Genomic DNA, 20327 nt, shown 5'->3' on the forward strand with positions numbered 1-20327 from the left:
TAATTTTTCTTAAGAGGCATTTACATATGAAAGTAATTCATAAACAAGAAAAGCTGGCCAAACAAATGCTTTAAGAACACCTATTATACCTACCCAAAAGCTTGTTGCCTGACTTACATAATATATTAATGCACCAATAATTCCTAAACCATAAACAGTATTAGATGAGGCATTTTTTTGTACTCTTTCTTTCATTATAATGTGTTTTATAATTTTAACTTTTTTGCATTCTCCCAATAGCACAACTCACATAAGATTTAGCTTTTCTACCTAAATTGTTGCTATCATTAACCAGTGGATATCCAAGTTTAGTTAGTTCTTTCTGTACAGTTTCTATACCATCATCAGTATCATAATTAAAAGACACTGTACAAGTATCAGTATTAACAGATATCTCTTTAATTCCTTCTAGAGTATGTAGTTTTTTTGCAATTGTACTCTCACAACCACTACACTTCAAATTTTGAATTTTTACTGTTGTTTTCATAATCAAATTTTAAAAACATAAAAATAAAGACACAGGTGTTTTTTTACTATGATAATTATCAGTCTTTAACGTAGATAAATCTGATTAATATCATTTTTAATCAAAAACTGCAAATCTATCTTTATAAAAAATTTAGTACTAACTCTATGACAAAATCCCTTAGAATAGTAGGAAGAGTAAAAGCTTTTTTTATAGAAATTGGTGACTTATCATATTTTTCATTTCGATTTTTTAAAGAAGTATTCAGTAAGCCGTTTGAATTTCAAGAATTACTGCGTCAATGTTATCATATAGGCAATCGGTCTTTATTATTGGTTGGTGTAACAGGGTTCATTCTAGGATTAGTTTTTACATTACAATCTAGACCTACGCTAATGGAGTTTGGGGCAGAATCTTGGATGCCTTCTATGGTTGGAATATCAATCGTTAGAGAAATTGGTCCTGTAATTACAGCTCTGATATGCGCAGGACGCATAGGTTCCGGAATGGGTGCGGAAATAGGATCCATGAAAGTTACTGAACAAATCGATGCAATGGAAGTATCTGGAACAAACCCTTTTAAATATTTAGTAGTAACACGTATAACCGCAACAACCTTAATGCTTCCGTTACTGATTATTTTTGGAGATGCTATTGCGTTATTTGGATCAGCTATAATAGAAAACATAAAAGGTGCTGTTTCTTATCAATTGTATTTTAATCAAGTTTTTGATGCGATAAAATTCAGTGATATCATCCCTGCTACGATAAAATCTTTCTTTTTCGGTTTTGTCATAGGACTTGTAGGGTGCTATAAAGGGTATCATTGTAAAAAAGGAACTGCTGGTGTTGGAGAGGCATCTAACTCAGCAGTGGTATACACTTCCATGCTGTTATTTATTATTGACTTTATAGCGGTATTTGTATCTGATATATTTTTTGAAATCTAATATGATGAAAAAACAAGTAAATAAATTCCCGATTTTAGAACTTAAAGAGTTACAGAAAAGTTTTGGCAGCAATAATGTTTTAAACGGATTCAGCTTACAGCTATTCGAAGAAGAGAATTTGGTAGTTATGGGTAAATCGGGTTCAGGTAAGTCTGTAATGATTAAATGCCTGGTCGGTTTAATGCAGGCAGATAAAGGAAGTATTAAAATTAAAAATCAGGATATCACCGTCTTGGGTCAAAATGAACTAGATCTACTACGAACAGAAATAGGTTTTTTATTCCAAGGAAGCGCCTTATATGACTCAATGACTGTAAGAGAAAATTTGGAATTTCCATTACGTAGACATAAAGAAAAATTAAAGATGAAAGAAACCACAGAAGATCTAATTATCGAAGCATTAGAAAACGTAGGTTTAGTAGAGGCTATAGATCTTATGCCTTCTGAACTTTCTGGTGGTATGCAAAGACGTATTGCTTTGGCAAGAGCTCTAATTTTAAAACCAAAAATCATTTTATACGATGAACCTACAACTGGATTAGATCCTATTACGGCAAAAGAAATTATTCAATTAATGAGAAACATTCAGAAGAAATATAAAACATCATCTCTGATAATAACACATGATGTAGACTGCGCTAGGGTAATTTCTAACAGGATAATTCTATTAGTAGATGGAATCAATTATGCAGAAGGAACATATCAAGAATTAATACAATCAAATGATCCTCAGGTAAAAGCTTTTTTTAAACATTAAGTACAAATCAAACCAAACGTTATGCAAAAATCAGTTTCACAAAAATTAAAACTAGGTGTTTTTATAGTACTAGGTACATTATTACTGGTAACTGCACTTTATTTTATAGGAAATAAACAACATCTCTTTAGTAGCAATATTAAGGTCCTATCCCAATTTGCCAATGTTAACGGTTTAGAGATAGGGAATAATGTTAGGTATTCTGGTATAAATGTCGGTACCGTAAGTAAAATTGAAATAATAAGTGATTATCAGATTATAGTTGAGATGATGATACAAGAGAATATTAAGAAACATATTAAAAAAGACGCTGTAGCTACTATTGGTTCCGACGGTTTAGTTGGTAATATGATCATAAATATTATTCCAAGAGAAAGTAAATTATCATCAATTACTTCTGGAGACACAATACAATCATATAGCAGAATTGGTTCAGATGATATGCTTACAACATTAAATGTTACCAATGAAAATGCTGCCCTATTAACCGCAGATTTATTAAAAATAACCACCGAGATTATCGATGGTAAAGGTACACTAGGCTTATTAATAAATGATTCGACAATGGCTCAAGACCTTAAACAAACAATTTTTCAATTAAAAAAAACCAGTTCTGGAGCTTCAAATGCAATTAGCGAGCTTAATCAAATAATTTCTTCTATCAACAAAAATGAAAGTGTAGCCGGTGTTTTATTATCCGATAGTATATCTGGAAAAAAAATGAAAACGATTGTTTCTAATTTAGAGCAATCAAGTTTTGACATTAATAAGGTTACTAAAAATCTTGATTCTGCCTTAACGAATGTAGTTTCCGGAAAAGGAGCTCTGCATTATTTAACAGAAGACGAATCTTTAGTTAAAAATATAGATACAACGATTAATAATATAAAAGAAGGAACAGATCTTTTTAACCAAAATATGGAGGCGCTAAAACACAATTTCTTTTTTAGAGGGTATTTTAAAAAACTCGAAAAGGAAGAAAAGAAAAAAGACAATTAAATCAAAAACTTGTATTATGAAAATTGAACATCTCGAAGAACACGTAAATGACTATAGAACCTCAATTAAAACTGTTGTAGACAAAAGGTTACTTTGGAAAACAAAGACAAAAGGTCTACTCATCAAAACACTAAAAACTATAGTAAAACTATACGATATTGGATGGAAAGTACAAGAATTAAGTTGGATTCATAATAATGAAGCTATCAACATTACTTTTGACTCCTTCCCTAATGAATTAATAGATTGTACTAATTTGATTCCTGCATATCAATTCTTACCAGGTGGAGCATTGATTTTTTCTCAATCATATAACGGCGATATTTATATTTTCATGTTATTTCCTGAAATTGAAAACCTACCCAAAGAAAACAATGTAGTAGAATTAGGTACCTATACCCCAGAAACAATATCCGAAAAATTGATTATCGAAAAGGTCGATGAATTTCTGAAAGAAATGATACGTTGGGAAGTACCTTCTGTTAAAAGCAAGGTTGGTTATTGATATCTTATAAAAAGAGGGTGATATAATAATTCAGTAAAAGCTATGAAATAAAGCGGGTTAAAACAATTTACCAATTAATCTTATGTTAAGATCTCATATCTTGAAATCTTTGCTTTAAAATATTCTAACTTCTGTCCATTAATATTCCAAATTCCTGTCATCGAATTAGGAAGTAAGAACCCATCATAACTTTTATACGCTCCTATTTCTCCTATAAAATTTTCTAGAATAGTATCTCTATATCTTTTAGTTTCGAAATGATCTATTAAACCGTTCTCAGCAAAAAAGAAAAACCCTTCAATAGTAAGATTTCCTTTTACCATAATAGCCTTTACACTCCTAGTGCTTATAGTTTCCCATGAAATATCAGAATCCAAAAATCCAACAGGAAACCATATCAATTCTCCTAAGTACCTCGCTAAAGAACTCTGATCTACTTCTCGACCAAAGAACCGAGCTATATTTTTAAAACCAAAAAAACTAACTTTCACTTCTCCCTTATTATTTATGCTCTTATCTCTGATAAGTATTGGAAAACTTTTTGCTTTCCAGATAAACCCATAATTAACTGAAGACATATATTGAACAGCTGTAAAGCTTCTCCATTTCTTATCTATACCGGCTCTGATTTTACCAGCTTGATTGAATACGACATTGCAATATTTTGGTTTTCCCAACACTCCTACTTTAATCAAATAATTTTTTACCAAATCAGGAAGTCCATTCATATCCTCTAATGAAATCTTTACATTAGACTTATTATTAAGACCAAGGAGAACTGCTTTTTCTTGTTCTACATTATTATTAAATAACAAAAAACCAATTACACCTACTAATATTAATATTATCAAGAATCCACCTATTATCCATAAAACCATTTTTCCTATTTTTTAAATACTATCACAGTCTATTTTATGATTCGACCTGTCTGATTTGTAAAATTTAAATCAAGTATAACTTCCAATAAGGATAATCACTGTTCCTCATTTAATTATTTAAAATATTAAACTTATTATCCGAATTACAACTATCCAAATTTCATAGAAAACACAATGTTTTGGAATGACATTTATCATATTTAAAAACAAAGAGAGCCATTATTTTTGAAATAAATTTAAAGATCACTATAGTTATGGACGTATCAATTTTTTTAGCTAAATTCTGGGGATGGTATCTTCTCATATTCTTTCTTATACTAAGTTTTAATACCACTCGTATAAAACAAGTTTTTGAAAATCTGAAAGATCAAAAATTCTTGATAACTACCTCTTTTATAGCTATCATTATTGGATTACTCAATATTCTTTTTCATAACATATGGGAACCAAATTGGAAATTTATAATCACCGCTATAGGTTGGATTTCATTAGGGATAGGATTAGCACTATTTATTTTTCCTGAAGGAACTACAAAGTGGCTAGAATTCATTAACATAAAGCTAGTGCAAATATTATATGTTTTATTATTCTTAATTGGAATTTTCTTACTCAACATATCCTATCAATTAGTACCATATTAATAGTATAAAAACGCAAGTACGCACATAAAAAGCTGAAGAAATCAAAAGATAAAGAAAAACTATAGCCTACTAAAAATCTTATACTTTGAGTGCCAACTAAAGCATCTTATTAATGAAAAGAAAAAAAATGAATAACTTATTATTGGTAATAGGATTGATATTAGCAATTTGGATGACTCTTTCCATTGTTGTAAGAAAAAAAGGAGCAAAAAGAATATCATTTATAGGCTCATCTACCAATGAATATAAAGCACTAATCATTTATGATCCTGATCCAATTTACAACCTAGACGAAAAGATTAGTCGGTCCTTTGCTAAAGGCCTAGCTGAAAATGGATGGTTATCAACATTATCAACTGTAACTTCTACATCAGAAATAAAGGAAAAAGAACAATTTGATCTTTACGTATTTTGCTCAAACACTTACAACTGGGCTCCTGATAAGGCTATAAAAGAATACATTAATAACAGTAATCATCTAAAAGAAAAAAAAGTGGTTGCAATTACTTTAGGGAGTGGTGCAACAAAAAGATCACAACGAATACTCGAAGAATTAATAAAAAAAAGAGGAGCAAAATTAATGGGATCCAGAGAATTTTGGCTAATGAAACCTAATAACGAATCAAAATCGAAAAGATCTAACATTAAGATTGCTGTAGAAATGGCAAATACTTTTGGAAAAGAAATTGCTAAAAAAATTAAAAACTAAAATTACTTACTTATGAAAACAAACATTCAGTTCGTACAAATGCCAACAAGTGAATATATGGAAGGTTATGTACAAGAAAAATTAGAAAAATTATATAAAAAATATGATTGGATCATTAAATCAGATGTATTTTTCAAAAAAGAAAACGATCCCAAAGGAAATGGAAAAATATGTGATGTTGAATTAAGTTTATCAGGTCCAAAAATATTCGCTACATCTAACGAGAAGAATTTTGAATTAGCTGTTAAAGAAACAATTAGCGATCTAGAAAAACAACTCAAAAAGAGAAAGCAAGAGATGAAACCATATATCTAAATATTTATTAGAAATTCATAGAGGGTATTAAGGAGAGCCTTAATACCCTTCTCTATATCTTGATACGATAAAGAAATTATAAATTCAAACTCAAAAACCGATGGTATTTTTCACTTTCATTACTTCGGTTTTGATTTCCAAAAACCATATAAAAGTTGTCCAAAAAAGTTTTTAGGCACTTTTTCATCTCCGGGAAAACCGATTTCGATAGTACCACTATTCTCCGGTATGTAATTCGTTTTAAAAATATAATCCCATACACTCAAACTAATTCCAAAGTTAACACCATAGGAATCTTTTGGTAGTGCATAAGAGTGATGGTATAAATGCATAACTGGATTATTTAAAATATACTTCATAGGTCCCCAAGTAATTTTAATATTTGCGTGATTAAAATGCCCTATAGTAATAGCTACGAAATGTACAATATAGGCTTGCTCCGGTTCAAAACCTCCTAGAATCATTACTCCAATAGTTTTCAAAGGTTTATAAAATATATTTTCCATCCAATGATATCTAAGATGAGCTGCAAAACCCATTTCCTTGACTGAATGATGAATCTTATGAAATCTCCAAAGAAAGGGATATTTGTGAAGTAGCACATGGGTAAACCACTGAACAAAATCCAAGATGATAAAAAAGACAATTAATTGTCCCCACATTGGTAAATCAGAAATGTCTAAAAGTGTCAAACTTTTAGCTGATATTCCAACATCTGCGAAAAACACTGCAATAAGTTGATAGAACCCACTAATTACAATCGCAAAAACGAAAAAATTGAAGAACATATAAAACCCATCTAACCAAAAATCTTTTCTAAAAACAGACTGTTCTTTTCTCCAAGGAAATAGTACTTCCAAACTCCAAACCAGCAATGAAATTACTATCAGACCCCAAAAATAATTTGTATACCAAGGCACTTCTAATAGTATTGAATTCCAGGTCCACTGGATATTATTGATAAAAGCATCAATAAAGGCATTGATATACTTCTCCATAGCATAAAATTTTATAGAATAACGGATACTATTCTGTCGTCTAAAACATTAAAACATTTCTTTTCCTACCTCATCTAATCAACGAAATAATTTCACAGCTTAAAAATATAAAAAGTGAATACTTCTTTCAGTAACTTATGTTACAATATATAAATACAGAAAAACCATCTTTATAAAAACTAATAACGAATTTCAAACATTGTATAAGGTAAAACATCACCTTCTTCTATAGAAACATCAGTAACTTCAGCCAATTCTGGTCCTTTACCACACCAATCTAAGAATGTTTTTAGTTGTGTCTTATTCCCTTCAACCTCTATATAAACATTACCATCAGACATATTCTTTACAATTCCTCTTACATCTAATTCCCACGCTTTTTCTAAGGTACTTTTTCTGTACCAAACTCCTTGTACTTTTCCTTTTACAACTATATTATAATGTTTGACCATATTACTTTGTCATTAAAACTTCAATATTATACAATATACCTAAAGTTCGAAACAACTATAAAACATTTAACTATTCTTATAAATATGCATGATAATAAAACTATCACGAATTGTAAGTATGAGAATTATCATATTAATTAATCTAAACATCTTCTACTTTTGATTTTGTAAAACAATTAGATATGAAAAAAATTCTTGTTCCAATAGACTTTTCTGAGAATTCAGAATATGCATTACGTGTTGCAGCTTCAATTGCAAAGCAACAACAAGCAGAAATTATTGTGCTACACATGCTTGGTTTATCCGAAGCAATCTTAACTAAAGACGAAGCACAAGAAACTGCTGAGGCCATTTATTATTTAAAACTTGCCGAAAAAAGATTTAGTACATTTTTAAATAAAGATTTCCTAAATGGAATTAAAGTAACAGAAACAGTACAAAACTATAAGATATTTAGCGAACTAAATGAAGTCGCAAAGGAAAACAATGTAGATCTTATCGTTATGGGCTCCCATGGAAGCAGCGGATTAAGTGAAGTATTCGTTGGATCGAATACCGAAAAAGTGGTTCGTACTTCCGATGTCCCTGTGCTAGTAATTAAACATAAAATTGATGAATTTATAATTAAGGAAGCTGTCTTTGCTTGTGACTTTAAAATAGAAAACATCAAAGCTTATAATAAAGCAAAAAGATTGTTTGAATTATTAGATGCTACATTACACTTAGTTTATGTAAACTTACCAGGTGATCGATTTAGGAATTCTAATCAAATTGAAAAACGCATTAAAGACTTTCTTTTTAAGGCGGATTCTGGAAATTTAGAGAATTTTGAAAATGTATATGTCCAAAATGATTATTCTGTCGAAAGTGGAATTTTTAACTACTGTAAAAAAGTAAATGCTGATATTATTGGAATACCAACTCACGGAAGACAAGGAATATCACACTTTTTTAATGGAAGTATTGGAGAGGATATTGCAAATCATGCTAATGAACCCGTTATTACGTTTAAGATTTAGGATTATATAAGTTTTTATAGTACTCTATCAAGTCTTCTGAAAAAAGTATTTTCAGAAGACTTGATTTTTTCTTATAAAATACCTAAGGCTATTTCAACCATTTTGCTAAAAGTAGTTTCTCTTTCTTCAGAAGAAGTTCTTTCTCCGGTAACTAAGGAATCAGAAATCGTTAAAATTGCTAATGCTTTTACATTAAATTTTGCTGCAATTGTATACAAACCTGCCGCTTCCATTTCGACACAAAGCACCCCATATTCTGCCCATTTTTTATAGGAATTAAAATCATCTTCATAGAACTCATCTGCAGATAATACATTTCCTGCTTTTATGGGAATACTATGTTCATTAGCATACTTGACAGCTTTCATTAACAAATCAAAATTTGCTGTTGGAGAGTAATCCGAATTGATAAACCGAGAATTATTAATTCCAGAGGTAGAAGAAGCTGCCATGGCAATCACGATATCTCTTAGTTTAACTTCCTTCTGATAAGATCCCGAAGAACCTACCCTAATTAAGTTCTTTACTCCAAAATCATTTATTAATTCATGACAATAGATTAATGAAGATGGAATGCCCATTCCAGTTCCTTGTACGGAGACTTTTTTGCCTTTATAAGTTCCTGTATATCCAAACATACCACGCACTTCATTATAACATACCGGGTTATCTAAAAATGTTTCTGCAATCCATTTTGCCCTCATAGGATCTCCTGGTAACAAAACAGTTTCTGCTACCTCACCTCTCTTTGCTGCGATATGTGTACTCATAAGCGATTATTTTGAAGTTACCAAAGCTACACTAGAAGAAGTACCTAATCGAGAAACTCCCATATTGATATATTGCACTGCGGTTTTGGCATCTCTAATTCCACCTGAAGCTTTTATCTGGATTGCATCCATCGCAATCTCCTTCATTAACCTTATATCTCCTAATGTTGCTCCTCCATCTCCAAAACCGGTAGATGTTTTTATAAAATCCGCACCTGCATCAATAGATAATTGGCAAGCGATTTTCTTTTCCTCTTCAGTAAGATAACTATTCTCCAAAATTACTTTTAGCACATTATCTCCAATGGCTTTTTTTATCAAAGCAATTTCATCCTGAACAATTTTATGATAACCGGATTTAAGTAATCCTATATTTAGCACCATATCTATTTCATTTGCTCCATCATCAATACACTGTTTAGCTTCAAATACCTTAACTTTAGTAGTCATGGCTCCTAAGGGAAATCCAACTACAGCTGCAATTTTAATATCTGATTTCATTAATTCGCTACAAGCTAAACCTACATAAGCACCATTAACACATACTGAATAAAAACCATATCGTTTAGCTTCCGTACATAATTTCTTAATATCCTCTACAGTAGCTGTCGGTTTTAAAAGGGTATGATCTATATATTGATTAAGTTTCATGGGCTATTTATTAGCATTTATAATACTAATTATCTCCGTTTTTTGTAAAACTCCTGATTGTCGCCAAAGTTGTTTCCCTTCTTTAAAAAGTAACATTGTGGGTACTCCTCTAACTTGATATCTAGCTGCTAATGGTTGATTTTTATCTACATCAATTTTCACAATTTTTATTGATGTTCCTAATTCTTCTTTCACCTCTTTTAAAATAGGAGCTAATGTTTTACAAGGACCACACCAATCTGCATAAAAATCTACCAGTACAGGTGTATTAGAATCTATAATATTACTAAAGCTATCTTTCATTTTTGATTTTCTTTTATTAATTTAAAATATTCTTTTTTTGCATAAACATATTCATAATATTTAAAAGAATATAATATCCACCCAAAAGTGATAATAAATATCCCTCGTTGATATATCCCTCTATAATCAGAATGAATAAACATCAAAAAAGATCCTATTAAAGTAATTATCCCAACAAACAACGCCATCAACTTTTGACTCTTCCATCTTGCAGCGAAACTAATGACTAAAGAATATGCACAAAATGAAATACCAGTAATGATCGAAAATACAGAATGCATTTCATTTTGAAAAGAATCAAAAACGAGCTTTCGATCTATAGGAGCAGATAAATATATTGCAGATAATACGAGAGAGAAACAAAAAACAAGTAATATTAATAACTGAACACGTTGCTTTTGTAATATTCTGAAACCATTAACAAAGCTTATCAAACCAAGTAAAATAAGAACAAAGTTCATGATCCAATTATAAGGAGTTTTTTGTGCTCCTAGTTCATATAAAGTGTGTTTTGATATCGAATATTGTGGATCAGAAAAAAAAGGCAATATAAATGCTATTACTATTAGGGTAATATATAACCCACATAAAAAAAGGTAATTCTTATACTGCTTTTTTCTATAACCTTTCATCCTATTAATGGTTTATTATTATACTTTTTTATAAGATGAATAACATCATTTATGGGAACCTCTATAGCATATGTCCCTGTATATGAAGGACAGATAATACAGTCGTCAAAATAAAATTTAATAACATCTTCCGTAATAACAAAATTGTTTTTATAAACCTTAAAATCTTCCTCAGACAATTGCCAACATTCATAATATAAGTCTCCAGAATTTATTCCGTCAGATATCACAGTATTGATAGTGGTTAGCAACTCACTTTCTGAATTATCAACAAAAAAATCGTTATAATATAGAAATCCATGATTCTCTAAATCGTAATTAAGGCACTCGAACATATAGGTGGAATGTTTCATCCCCGAATAATAATTTTCTTTATAAAGTAGCACACTGATAAGTTGTTGTTTTACCGTGTATATTTTATAATCAATAATTCGTTTATCCATGCACCTGCCAATTGCTAGAGAATCACAGAATAGGACTTTATCTTCCAAAATTTCATTTTCAGTAGCTTCAATATTTAAGTAATTTTCAGACAGAAATTCATTAAACACAGAATTATTTTCATCCATATTCTCATTTAGATAAGGATACTTATAATCCAAAACATACACATCTTCTGCTTTATAGAATTGCTTATCTATAACTAGTTCCTGTAATTTATGTTCGTCATCTTTTGTAGAGATAAGACGCTCTACTTTTGTTGATTTTGTTTTTTCCTGATGTAGTTCTTGTTGCTCTTCTAATAAATACTGTATACTATCTTCACTTAGAGTATTGTCTTTTTCTATCTGTGTAGTGTAGGTTTCAGGTTTTTCTTTGATCTGAGTTTTATTATTACAAGCGATTAAGCTTAACATCACAAAACTGGTAATTAGCGTTCTCATAGGATACTTTTTATTTTATATAAATGTAATAGGGCTACTTCTTAAAAAATATGATATCCATCAGTTATATGGACATAAAAAAACGAGTCTCATCATATGAAACTCGTTTCTCATTAAGTGTTATATGTAAAATATCAAAATAAACTATTCCCAATAATAAGTAAACTATTAACTAGTAGACTTACGATCAATAGATCTAATACTAATTTAGGCTTCTGAACTGTTAATATCGCAGCATTATGGGCACTACAAACGGATACCGTTAAAAATACTAGAAGCATTTGTATAAAACCATTACCTCCTAATAAAGTGGTCATAATTGCAATTGAGCCTAAACAAGTAGATGCAATAATTGCTAAAGCAGAATATCCAATATAATTCTCAGAAAAATCAGCGTTAATTTTTGCGTATAATGTCATGATCGTTTAATTTTTAAATTCAGTGTAAAATTACAAGGCTCTTACTAGTTAAAATATGATAAAGATCAGTTCTCAAAAATTAACTGAAGTTTTCCGAGCATCATCAATTCTGATTTATTTTTACCAGAAAAAGCTCCTGCAATACTATTAGATGTATTCCATATCAATTTCTTTATGTTATCTGTAAAAAGTGATTTATTCTCGTGATAAAAATCTTTAAATTCAAGAAAGCTATCTTCTGCAATTAATGATTCATAATCTAACCAATCAAAAACAATTTCTATTTGAAATGCAGCGTCAACGCCAAATTCATCTTCTAGATCATCAACTGCCAACCATTCTGATTTAACTAAATTTCTCAACGAAGTATACTCTGATTTACGAACTACTTTGTCCGAAGCAGCAATAGCATAAAATAATTTACCTAAGCTTTGATAAAATGTAATTCCTATATTTTCTGTTGTATTCATTTTTCTAAAATTATTGGTTTAAAACATAAAATTAATATATGAAATTCACCTTTTCTATGATAAAAATCAGTTATACTATCTAGTAATTAAATTGGACTGAATCAATATAAATTCACTTATATTTGGAAGGTCAATTGCTCCAACAAGTTCATTATTACTGGTAACAGCAAAAAAATCTTTTTTCTTTGTATTCATCAATACAAAAACTTCTTTTAGCTCTTCTGCGGCATCAATTGATGCAAAAGAAATATCCATAATATCTTTTATTCTAAGATCCTTATTTTTGGATTTAGAAAGGATATCTTGGTGATGAAGAATCCCTATAATCTTAGAATCTTCTACGACGATAAAATTTTTCTCAGTACTCTTAAGTAATATATCAATAACATCTCCGATAGTATTATCTGGTTTTAAAACAGTAATCTTAGTTAACATAGCTTCCTTTACGCTGTGCCCTTTTATTAGTGCCAACTGCCGAACCATTTTATTTTCTGAAGTTGCTCCAAAATATATAAACAATGCGATTAGTATTAAAAAAGGATTATAGAGCGCACCAATAAGCAAAAAAACAAAAGCAATAATTTCTCCTAGGCCAGTTGCTATACTTGTCGCTTTTACTCTATCCATTCTCAAAGCTAGTAACGCTCTAAAAATTCGACCTCCATCCATCGGAAATGCTGGAATAAAATTAAATAGTGCTAATATAACATTGGTTGAAAACAGATAAAAGACAAGATTTTCTATAGTAACATGACTTAAATTAGAATCCATATAACTAGAATCCTGACCAACCAACAATTCAAAAGGAATAAAAAGAACTAAAAGTAATGCTATTACTATATTTACTGCAGGCCCTGCCAATGAAATCAATAATTCTTCTTTAGGGTTTTCTGGAATGGTATCCATGGAAGCGATTCCCCCAATAGGCAATAAAGTGATTTTTTTAGTACTAACTCCAAATTTTCTAGCGGTAAGTATATGTCCAAATTCATGAAGAACAACACAAATAAAAACTAATAAAACGAAAAAAATACTCATTAGTACATTTTGCACATTCCCTCCCCGTTTAAGTTCTAAAAATGATACCCAGGCAATGATTAACAAAAATGTCCAATGTACTTTAATTGCTACATTAAATACTCTACCAAGAAAAAGTGATCCTTTCATAATTTATAATTTTTGGTTAAAGTATCTAGACAAGGATTAATAAGAAATGACCAATATCATAATTTCTGGTTTTTTATCTATATTTGTTAACCAGTTATCTTTAGTCGATCATCTTGTGTTTTTATAATAAAATTAGAACATCATACTTAAGTAATATCACAAAACTCCATGTTACAAACCGGTGAAAACACATTTGACATTCTTTCTGAAGCAATCTCGGAAGGTGTAATTATTGTTGATGAAAATCAGACAATTGTAGCAACTAACTCTGCTGCAGAAGAAATGTTTAATTATAAAAAAGGAGAGCTAAAACAACAACCACTTAATATTTTAATTCCACAAGAGTATCGTGGGAATCATGGAGGGCATTTCAAGAGTTTTTTAAAAAAGAGTGAAAAACGACAAATGGGAAGAGGTAGAGACATTTATGGAGTTCGTAAATGTGGAAGTTCTTTTCCTGTAGAAGCAGGATTAAGTCCTTTTGAAATCTATGGTAAGACCTTTGTAATGGCTTTAGTAATGGATATTACCGTTCGAAAGAAAGCTGAGCAAGAACTAAAACATTGGGCTACCATTTTTGATGAGTCACTTAATGAAATCTTCATTTTTGATATCGAGTCTCTAAAATTTATTGATGTAAATCAGGGAGCACTAAATAATATAGGCTATACTTTAGATGAGCTTAAAAGTCTTACTGCAATTGATATTAAACCAGATTATACCACATCAAAATTTTTAGAACTAATAGAACCTTTGCTTCAAAAAAGTAAAAAAAAGCTACAATTCGAAACTATACATAAACGCAAAGATGGTACAACGTATCCTGTAGAAGTACATTTACAGTTATCTACTTTAGGAAATCAACCTGTTTTTGTTGCTATTATTCTAGATATTACTGATAGAAAAAATTATACCGAAAAATTAGAAAAAACGGTTACAGAAAGAACACAACAACTTAGCGAAGCTCTTGCTAAAGAAAAAGATCTTAATGAATTGAAAACAAAATTTCTTTCACTGGTTTCTCATGAGTTCAAAACGCCGTTAAGTGGAATTCTTACTTCTACGACCTTGATCGGAAAATACACAAAAGAGGAGCAGCAGGAAAAAAGAGATAAGCATCTTGCTACCATAAAAAACAAAGTAAAATATCTCGACAATATCCTTAATGACTTTCTATCTGTAGAACGTCTAGAAAGTGGTAAAGTAAATTATAAGTTTACCTCTTTCCCATTAAGTAAAGTTATAAATGAAGTCGTCTATGATGCCAATATGTTACTTAAGGATGGACAAAGAATAAAATACCCTCAAGATATTGATGATTTTACATTAGAGTTCGATGAAAAAATATTGGAGTTAGTGCTAACCAATCTAATACGGAATGCCATAAAGTATTCTGGAGAGAACACCACTATCGACTTACAGGCTATTTTCGAGAATAATCTACTTACTTTTCATATAATAGACCAGGGAATTGGTATTCCTGAAAAAGAACAAAAATTTATTTTTAATCGATATTTTAGAGCAGAAAATGCGCTATTGGATCAAGGAACAGGAATCGGATTGAACATCGTAAAAAGTCATTTAGAAAACCTTGGAGGAAGCATTACTTTTAAAAGCAAAGAAAATCAAGGATCTACTTTTACAGTAAACATACCTATATCAAAATTATCATAACCATGAAAACAATTCTATTAATAGAGGACGATACTGCTTTAAGAGAAAACACTGCGGAACTTTTAGAATTATCCGATTATAATGTGATCACATCTCCAAATGGTAAAATAGGTATTACTAAAGCGAAAGAAGAAAAACCTGATATCATTGTTTGTGATATTATGATGCCAGAGATCGATGGTTATGGTGTTTTGGAAGCATTGTCTCACGATACTATTACTGATCAAATACCTTTTATCTTTTTATCCGCTAAAACAGAACATAAAGAGATCCGTAAAGGAATGGATTTAGGAGCGGATGATTATCTTACAAAACCTTTTGATGAAGACGATTTATTAAGTGCTATAGAGAGTCGTTTGGCAAAAGCCCATATTATTTCTAAAAGATTAAAAGAACAATCTCTAAAGCCAGAAGAAGATTCAGAAGATGGGTTGAGAAGTTTACACGAACTCAAAAACTTTTTTGATGATCACGGAGATATTTCAAGTCACACCAAAGGAGGCGCTATTTTTAAAGAAGGAGACCATTCTAACAAAATATACTTGATTCTGAAAGGTGTTGTCAAAACTCATAAAATGGATGAAAGTGGTAAAGAATTGATTACGGCATTATTTAAAGAAGATGATTTTTTAGGTTTTACATCATTTACAGATCACACTCCATATCAAGAATCAGCAACAGCAGTAGAAGACGCTGAATTGGCCGGTGTATCCAAAACAGATCTAAAAGATATACTAGAAAAAAGTAAAAACATTTCTTTAGAATTAATGGAATTGCTTAGTGATAATCTTTCTGAAATAAAAGAACAATTATTACAGATGGCATATAGTTCGGTTCGTAAAAAAACTGCTCAAACCATTTTACAATTCACTCAAGTGTTAAATAAAAAACCTGAAGAAAGTATTAAAATATCCCGAAACGATCTAGCTAGTGTGGCTGGTATTGCCACAGAAAGTTTAATACGCACATTATCCAGCTTTAAAAAAGATGGGCTTATCGAAATTGAAGGTCGTAATATTAAAATCTTAGATCTACCAAAACTTCAACTTATAGAGTAAAAAAATAGCTAAGCTGACTTTTGTCATATTTTTCATTGACACATCCTAATACATTTGTTGTATTAGAACGTATTAAAAATGAAGAATATTCTTATTCCAACAGATTTTTCGGAAAACTCGTGGAATGCTATTACTTATGCTTTATCTTTTTTTGAGAAAGTACAATGTAATTTCTATTTTCTACATATTTCCCCATATAAACAAGTCATTGGGAATGAATCATTTTTTGAGTCAACTGATCAAGTTGTAGATAACATTACTCTTAGTGATCAGGAACAAATGCAATTATTGTTAAAGAGGATTCAAAAATTACCTCTTAATCCTAAACACTATTTTTTTACTATCCATGAATATATCTTTTTTATAGATACTATCAGAAAACAGGTCGAAGAGAAGAATATTGATTTCATCGTTATGGGGACTAAAGGAGCTTCTGGATTAAAAGAAAAAACAGTAGGCAGTAATACCGGAGATGTCATAACCAAAGTAAAATGCCCTATTCTCGTAATTCCCGAAAAAGCTAAATACTCTAAAATTAACGAAATCGCATTTCCGACGGACTATAATATCCTATATAAAAACAGAATATTACGAACCATAACTGAAGTTCTTACTATCAATAAAGCGGCGTTACGAGTACTACATATTGCAAAAAAGGAAAAACAGCTTACCGAACTACAAAAAAGGAATAAAAATATTCTCAACGTTTTTTTAGAAGAAGATATAGATCACAGTTTTCATTTTTTGTCCAATCCGAGTATCGAACAAGCAGTACAGTGCTTTGTAGAAAGTAGAGACATCAATATGATCACTATGGTTGCTAAGAATCTCAATTTTTTTCAAAGAATTTTATTTCATCCAACCGTAGAAAAAATAAGTTATCATATCAATATTCCATTTCTAGTATTACACGAGTAAAAATTATATAAAAACTAAATAATGCATACAAAATTAGTGGACAAATACAATGTTCCAGGACCCAGATATACCAGTTATCCAACCGTTCCATATTGGAATCATGAAACATTCTCATTAAATGAATGGAAAAAATCAGTGATAACATCTTTTGCAGAAAGCAATGATGCACAAGGAATAAGTATATATATCCACTTACCTTTTTGCGAAAGTATGTGTACTTTTTGTGGATGTAATAAACGCATCACTAAAAGACACACTGTAGAAATCCCATATATCAATTCAATTTTAAAAGAGTGGCAGTTATATCTAAACCTTTTAGAAACAAAACCAAAGATCAAAGAATTGCATTTGGGTGGAGGAACCCCTACATTCTTTTCGCCAGAAAATTTAGAATACTTAATCAAAGGATTGTTCTCTTCTGCGAAATCAGCTGAAGCTTGCGAATTTAGTTTTGAAGGACACCCTAATAATACAACTCGTGAACATTTACAAGCATTATATGATGTAGGTTTTAGAAGAGTGAGTTTTGGCGTTCAAGACTATAATGAAAAAGTCCAAAAAGCAATTCATCGCGTACAACCATTTGAAAAAGTAAAATATGTTACCGAAATAGCACGAGAAATAGGATACACTTCGATTGGTCATGATATCATTTTTGGATTGCCTTTTCAGACCGAAGAAGCTGTAATTCATACTATTCAAAAAACAAAAGAATTATTACCTGATCGATTGGCTTTTTATAGTTATGCTCATATTCCTTGGCAAAAAGGAAATGGACAACGAGGATTTAATGAAGAAGACCTTCCTACTGGAGAAGAAAAAAGACGACAATATGAAGTTGGTAAAAAATTATTATCCAAAGTCGGTTATGTAGAAATAGGAATGGATCATTTTGCACTTAAAAGCGATACATTATTCCTAGCTATGGAAGATCAAAACCTACATCGTAATTTTATGGGGTACACGGTATCAAAAACCAAAATGATGATCGGTTTAGGAGTATCTTCTATTAGTGATAGTTGGTATGGGTTTTCTCAAAACGTAAAAGGCATAGAATCCTATCAAAATTTAGTCAACCAAGGAATAATACCAGTTTATAGAGGTCATATATTGACCAAAAAGGATAAAATAATTAGACAACATATATTAAACCTTATGTGTCATTTTAAAACCGATTGGAGTAGCAAACAACTTTATTTAGATGAACTAATAGACATAACTATACGCTTAAAAGAAATGGAACAAGACGGATTGGTAATTATGACCGATCATAGTATTGAAGTTACCGAAAAAGGGAAAGCCTTTGTACGTAACATCTGCATGGCTTTTGATCTAAGACTACAGCATAATAAACCAGAAACACAGCTATTCTCTATGACAGTTTAGAACATTCGTTTTTTAGATCTTTAATCCGATATAATTAATACTAATGACATTCAAAATTAGAAGAAACCAATTCTGTAGATTGTTTAGGTGATATATATGGAATTCCTAATCCCATTCCTCGTAAAATAAACAACAAACCAATCATTACGATAAATACGGGGATCACTTTTTGAACATGTTTTCGTATCCACTTTGCTTTAAAAAAGTGACCTGCATATACTACCATGGTCATTAAAGGAATCGTACCTAAACCAAATAAAAGCACATACAGTGTGCTATTCATAACATTACCTAAAGCTACAGCAGCAAAAACTGCCATATATACCAATCCACAAGGAAGAAATCCGTTTAAAAAACCAATAATTAAAAATGTATCTGGTGTTTTCTTTTTAAGTTCTTTTCCTAATGCACTCTTGATCTTAGAAATTATCCGATATATCGGTTTAGAAAAACTATATTTCATAAGTATTGATGAAGGTATCAAAACCACTAAGATCATTACAATCCCAATGCTAATAGAAAGTCCTTGCTGCATTCCAAAAATGTTTAGACTTTTTCCTATAATCCCAAAAAATAAACCAATAATACTATAAGCCAGCAAACGGCCCAAATGATATAAAGAGATTTGAAAAAGTTTCTTAAGCTGATTCTTATGATCCAAAGGCAGCATAAACGCAATAGGTCCACACATCCCAACACAGTGAAAACTTCCTAAAAGACCTAATATAAAAGCAGAAACTAACATTTAATACGTAAAGGATTCTCTAAAGAGATATGATGTGTTTTCATTTTCCCAATTCACTTTAATCTTCCATTTGCCTTGTATCAATTTATTTTTTGGAATTATAACTTCTGAAGTTGTAAGTGAGATCGGAACTTCGAAATCTAACTTTTTGTTAGATGGGCGGTATAGCGAAATAGTTCCGCTTAGTTTTTCGGAGTTTATATCCTCCGGAAATTTAATCAGTAATCCTTCGGATACCTTTTTAATCGTAATATTACTTTTTAGTGCCTTTGCATTTTTTTCGGCATTGATTTCTTCCTGAAAAGCTAATTCTTGTTTGTAGTAATCTTCTGTTACTAAATCATGTTCATATTTTTTATCGGTATTCATCCGTATCACAAAGAAAAGTATAAAACTTATAAATCCTATAAATACCAATACAATCGCTGTACCCCAGTTTATTTTCATAACTCATTTTTTTAATTTGGATTCCAGCCTATGCTGGAATGACACGTACTTTACATATTTTTAGTTCCTGTTTGTCATCCCAGCGCAGGCTGTGATCTACTTCACATCTTTTAG

The 20327-nt window shown here is 30.6% G+C and carries 27 protein-coding genes; 12 read left to right on the forward strand and 15 right to left on the reverse strand.

What is annotated here, in order from left to right:
• Positions 1–9: 9 nt before the first annotated feature.
• On the reverse strand, positions 10–195 hold the full coding sequence (locus tag H526_RS0126855; protein WP_027395757.1) for a hypothetical protein: 186 nt from the start codon (positions 193–195) through the stop codon (positions 10–12).
• Between the two features lie 19 nt (positions 196–214).
• Positions 215–487 carry a heavy-metal-associated domain-containing protein gene (locus H526_RS0126860; protein WP_027395758.1) on the reverse strand — a complete coding sequence of 91 codons (273 nt, stop codon included), beginning with the start codon at positions 485–487 and terminating at the stop codon, positions 215–217.
• A 146-nt stretch (positions 488–633) separates the two neighbouring features.
• Here H526_RS0126860 and H526_RS0126865 point away from each other — a divergent pair, with 146 nt between their 5' ends.
• The 4 genes from H526_RS0126865 to H526_RS0126880 are packed head-to-tail and all read left to right on the forward strand — an operon-like array spanning position 634 to position 3677.
• The gene (locus H526_RS0126865) at positions 634–1416 is read left to right on the forward strand and encodes an MlaE family ABC transporter permease (protein WP_027395759.1); all 783 of its coding nucleotides are present in this window, start codon (positions 634–636) and stop codon (positions 1414–1416) included.
• A gap of 4 nt (positions 1417–1420) precedes the next feature.
• On the forward strand, positions 1421–2173 hold the full coding sequence (locus H526_RS0126870; RefSeq protein WP_027395760.1) for an ABC transporter ATP-binding protein: 753 nt from the start codon (positions 1421–1423) through the stop codon (positions 2171–2173).
• Positions 2174–2194: 21 nt separating this feature from the next.
• Entirely contained in the window at positions 2195–3172 is a 978-nt protein-coding gene (locus H526_RS0126875; protein ID WP_027395761.1) for an MlaD family protein, read from the forward strand.
• A 16-nt stretch (positions 3173–3188) separates the two neighbouring features.
• Complete coding sequence (locus H526_RS0126880) at positions 3189–3677, forward strand: hypothetical protein (protein ID WP_027395762.1); 489 nt, start codon at positions 3189–3191, stop codon at positions 3675–3677.
• 80 nt (positions 3678–3757) lie between these two features.
• On the opposite strand, the gene H526_RS0126885 is transcribed toward H526_RS0126880, so the two are convergent.
• The gene (locus tag H526_RS0126885) at positions 3758–4555 is read right to left on the reverse strand and encodes a DUF6544 family protein (RefSeq protein ID WP_027395763.1); all 798 of its coding nucleotides are present in this window, start codon (positions 4553–4555) and stop codon (positions 3758–3760) included.
• 254 nt (positions 4556–4809) lie between these two features.
• Here H526_RS0126885 and H526_RS0126890 point away from each other — a divergent pair, with 254 nt between their 5' ends.
• The 3 genes from H526_RS0126890 (at position 4810) to hpf (ending at position 6220) form a co-directional block, all read left to right on the forward strand.
• Positions 4810–5196, forward strand: coding sequence for a hypothetical protein (locus tag H526_RS0126890; protein WP_027395764.1), 387 nt, complete (start codon positions 4810–4812; stop codon positions 5194–5196).
• Between the two features lie 112 nt (positions 5197–5308).
• Positions 5309–5905: a flavodoxin family protein gene (locus tag H526_RS0126895; protein ID WP_027395765.1), complete on the forward strand. Its 597-nt coding sequence runs from the start codon at positions 5309–5311 to the stop codon at positions 5903–5905.
• Between the two features lie 12 nt (positions 5906–5917).
• A complete protein-coding gene (gene hpf / locus H526_RS0126900) occupies positions 5918–6220 on the forward strand; it encodes a ribosome hibernation-promoting factor, HPF/YfiA family (protein ID WP_027395766.1) in 303 nt (100 codons plus the stop codon).
• A gap of 119 nt (positions 6221–6339) precedes the next feature.
• On the opposite strand, the gene H526_RS0126905 is transcribed toward hpf, so the two are convergent.
• Positions 6340–7218 (reverse strand): sterol desaturase family protein, encoded by an 879-nt coding sequence (locus H526_RS0126905; protein ID WP_027395767.1) that lies wholly within the window; start codon positions 7216–7218, stop codon positions 6340–6342.
• A gap of 179 nt (positions 7219–7397) precedes the next feature.
• Positions 7398–7670 (reverse strand): acylphosphatase, encoded by a 273-nt coding sequence (locus H526_RS0126910; RefSeq protein ID WP_027395768.1) that lies wholly within the window; start codon positions 7668–7670, stop codon positions 7398–7400.
• A gap of 182 nt (positions 7671–7852) precedes the next feature.
• On the opposite strand from H526_RS0126910, the gene H526_RS0126915 reads away from it, so the two are divergent.
• Positions 7853–8689: a universal stress protein gene (locus H526_RS0126915; RefSeq protein WP_027395769.1), complete on the forward strand. Its 837-nt coding sequence runs from the start codon at positions 7853–7855 to the stop codon at positions 8687–8689.
• Between the two features lie 71 nt (positions 8690–8760).
• Here H526_RS0126915 and deoD read toward each other — a convergent pair whose 3' ends face one another.
• The 8 genes from deoD to H526_RS0126955 form a co-directional block, all read right to left on the reverse strand.
• Positions 8761–9459 carry a purine-nucleoside phosphorylase gene (deoD, locus tag H526_RS0126920; protein WP_027395770.1) on the reverse strand — a complete coding sequence of 233 codons (699 nt, stop codon included), beginning with the start codon at positions 9457–9459 and terminating at the stop codon, positions 8761–8763.
• 6 nt (positions 9460–9465) lie between these two features.
• Positions 9466–10110: a deoxyribose-phosphate aldolase gene (gene deoC / locus H526_RS0126925; protein WP_027395771.1), complete on the reverse strand. Its 645-nt coding sequence runs from the start codon at positions 10108–10110 to the stop codon at positions 9466–9468.
• Between the two features lie 3 nt (positions 10111–10113).
• Entirely contained in the window at positions 10114–10413 is a 300-nt protein-coding gene (gene trxA / locus H526_RS0126930; protein WP_027395772.1) for a thioredoxin, read from the reverse strand.
• Positions 10410–11045 (reverse strand): DUF998 domain-containing protein, encoded by a 636-nt coding sequence (locus H526_RS0126935; protein ID WP_027395773.1) that lies wholly within the window; start codon positions 11043–11045, stop codon positions 10410–10412. The genes trxA and H526_RS0126935 overlap by 4 nt, the downstream gene beginning before the upstream one ends.
• A complete protein-coding gene (locus H526_RS0126940) occupies positions 11042–11929 on the reverse strand; it encodes an RsiV family protein (RefSeq protein ID WP_035086843.1) in 888 nt (295 codons plus the stop codon). Before H526_RS0126940 ends, H526_RS0126935 begins: the two co-directional genes overlap by 4 nt.
• 134 nt (positions 11930–12063) lie before the next feature.
• Positions 12064–12348: a hypothetical protein gene (locus H526_RS0126945; RefSeq protein ID WP_027395775.1), complete on the reverse strand. Its 285-nt coding sequence runs from the start codon at positions 12346–12348 to the stop codon at positions 12064–12066.
• Positions 12349–12413: 65 nt separating this feature from the next.
• Positions 12414–12818: a hypothetical protein gene (locus H526_RS0126950; protein ID WP_027395776.1), complete on the reverse strand. Its 405-nt coding sequence runs from the start codon at positions 12816–12818 to the stop codon at positions 12414–12416.
• Between the two features lie 75 nt (positions 12819–12893).
• Positions 12894–13985, reverse strand: a complete 1092-nt coding sequence (locus H526_RS0126955) for a site-2 protease family protein (protein ID WP_027395777.1) — start codon at positions 13983–13985, stop codon at positions 12894–12896.
• A 168-nt stretch (positions 13986–14153) separates the two neighbouring features.
• Between H526_RS0126955 and H526_RS0126960 the strand changes: the two genes are divergently transcribed.
• From H526_RS0126960 to hemN, 4 genes are all read left to right on the forward strand, one after another.
• A complete protein-coding gene (locus tag H526_RS0126960; protein ID WP_027395778.1) occupies positions 14154–15659 on the forward strand; it encodes a sensor histidine kinase in 1506 nt (501 codons plus the stop codon).
• 2 nt (positions 15660–15661) lie between these two features.
• The gene (locus H526_RS0126965) at positions 15662–16717 is read left to right on the forward strand and encodes a response regulator (protein ID WP_027395779.1); all 1056 of its coding nucleotides are present in this window, start codon (positions 15662–15664) and stop codon (positions 16715–16717) included.
• 78 nt (positions 16718–16795) lie between these two features.
• Positions 16796–17635 carry a universal stress protein gene (locus H526_RS0126970; RefSeq protein ID WP_027395780.1) on the forward strand — a complete coding sequence of 280 codons (840 nt, stop codon included), beginning with the start codon at positions 16796–16798 and terminating at the stop codon, positions 17633–17635.
• Positions 17636–17656: 21 nt separating this feature from the next.
• Positions 17657–19021, forward strand: a complete 1365-nt coding sequence (gene hemN, locus H526_RS0126975) for an oxygen-independent coproporphyrinogen III oxidase (protein WP_027395781.1) — start codon at positions 17657–17659, stop codon at positions 19019–19021.
• Positions 19022–19061: 40 nt separating this feature from the next.
• On the opposite strand, the gene H526_RS0126980 is transcribed toward hemN, so the two are convergent.
• Together H526_RS0126980 and H526_RS0126985 are read right to left on the reverse strand one after the other, a co-directional pair.
• On the reverse strand, positions 19062–19766 hold the full coding sequence (locus tag H526_RS0126980; RefSeq protein ID WP_027395782.1) for a sulfite exporter TauE/SafE family protein: 705 nt from the start codon (positions 19764–19766) through the stop codon (positions 19062–19064).
• Positions 19767–20213, reverse strand: coding sequence for a FixH family protein (locus H526_RS0126985; RefSeq protein WP_027395783.1), 447 nt, complete (start codon positions 20211–20213; stop codon positions 19767–19769). It lies immediately after the preceding gene.
• Between the last annotated feature and the right edge of the window lie 114 nt (positions 20214–20327).

This window comes from Aquimarina latercula DSM 2041, from assembly GCF_000430645.1.
Lineage (GTDB): Bacteria > Bacteroidota > Bacteroidia > Flavobacteriales > Flavobacteriaceae > Aquimarina > Aquimarina latercula.